Raw genomic sequence first — 1663 nt, forward strand, 5'->3', positions numbered from 1 at the left:
GTTGTAGGTGAAGGCGACGTCTTGGGCGGTCAGTGGTGCGCCGTTGGTGAATGTCACGTCGTCGCGGATGGTGAAGGTCCAGGTGAGTTTGTCGTCGCTGATTGTGTATCCGGTGGCTAGGTCGTTGACGATCTGGTTGTCCTTGTCGGCGACGGTGAGTGTGGAGTGGAAGGGATTCACCCCAGTGTCCCCCCAGCCTTGGATCGGATCGAAGGGGGCGGAGACCGTTGACTGGTCGAGGGCAATGATGAGTTCTTCGTGGGCGGTGAGCCGTTGGGGGAGTGCTCCGGGGGTCGATTCGCCGCTGGAACCGCTGGATGAGCATCCTTGCAACAGCCCGAGCCAGGATGCCGCTGCGGCTCCCGTGGCGGTGACCAGCAGTCCTCTGCGGGTGGGCGCAAAACCAGGTGTGGAGTCGTTCATGATGTCGTCCTTAGGTGTGGTGTTGTTTTTCGTCATTGGCGATCTGGGGTTCGCCGGAGCTGTGGTCCCGGGCCCTGCAGCGGGTGGCTGGCGCCTCGCGGCAGGGCCGTTCCTCAGGCCTTGATGTCCCAGGTGTTGAGGTTGTGGATGACGTGCAGGAAATGGTCGTGGGGATGGGCATGTTGCGTGCCGATGTCCAGCCCCTGACGCACGAAGTAGTTGTGCCGGATATAGCCGATCACCAGGTATGGGTTCTCACCCAGGATGGAACCTCCGGTGGTTCCATCCCACAAGGCCTTGTGCCAGGCTGCATAGGCTTCTTCCTGGGTGGTGGCAGCCAGTGCCTCTTCCAGATGGGCCTCCACGGTGGGGTTGGAGTAGCAGGGGATGTTCAGCCATCCCTTGGCCTTGGCTTTCGTCTCCGACAAGCATGTGTATTCGTGGTAGGGGGTGAGCCGACCCCCGCCGAGGACGACGCCCTGCTGACGGTTGCGGTCCTGCATCGAGGTGAAGTCGATGCCCTCCAACTGGACGTCGATGCCCAAGGCCTGCATCTGTGCCCGGAAGGATTCGGCGATCGCCTGGCGCCCGGAGTCGTTCGGGGGATAGAAGACGGTGAAACTTGCCTTGAGGTCTCCCTTTGACCGGATTCCGTCGCTGCCCGGAACCCACCCAGCCTCGTCGAGGATTCTCTTGCCGCCTTCCACGTCACCGTCGGTGAGGGCTGCGGTCTCCGTCTTGATACCCCATTCGAAGGCGTCGAAGAAGTCGAAGGCCACCTCGCCGTAGCCGAGCAGGCATTCGTCGATGATCTGCTGGCGGTTCACGGCCGTCGCCATGGCCTTGCGTAGGGCCGGGTCGCTGGTTACCGCGTTGCCGACGGCCTGGCCCTCGACATCCCAGGCCCCCGGTTGCTGGCAGGGCAAGGAGATCGTCCGGTAACCGAAGGTGGGCAGGCTGGTCAGGGTGAATCCCGCCACATTCTGCTTGGACAGGGCCGGGTAGACGCAGGCCAGGTCCACCTGCCCCGATTTGGCCGCGGCCAAGGCGGCATCCGGTTCCATCAGCAACAGCGTCGCTTTGGCGAATTTTGCTTTTTCGCCGTGGTAGTTGTCGTTGCGTTCCAGGATGAGTTGTTGTCCTTGGATGTAGTCGGCGAATTTCCAGGGCCCGGAGCCGACTGGTTTGTCGCCGTAGTCGCTGGTGTAGGCGGCTTCTGGAACGATGCCCAGCACCGCGG

General features: G+C 62.6%; 2 protein-coding genes. Both read right to left on the reverse strand.

Translation table 11 applies throughout. The features are described 5' to 3' along the window. On the reverse strand, nt 1-423 hold a 423-nt coding region (locus tag HMPREF1531_RS06100; protein WP_016669056.1), incomplete at its 3' end, for an ABC transporter substrate-binding protein. 113 nt (nt 424-536) lie between these two features. Next, nucleotides 537-1663, reverse strand: a 1127-nt coding sequence (locus HMPREF1531_RS06105) for an ABC transporter substrate-binding protein (RefSeq protein WP_016669057.1), incomplete at its 5' end; no start/stop codon positions are given.

It is taken from the genome of Propionibacterium sp. oral taxon 192 str. F0372 (assembly GCF_000413315.1).
In the GTDB taxonomy this organism is placed as follows: domain Bacteria; phylum Actinomycetota; class Actinomycetes; order Propionibacteriales; family Propionibacteriaceae; genus Brooklawnia.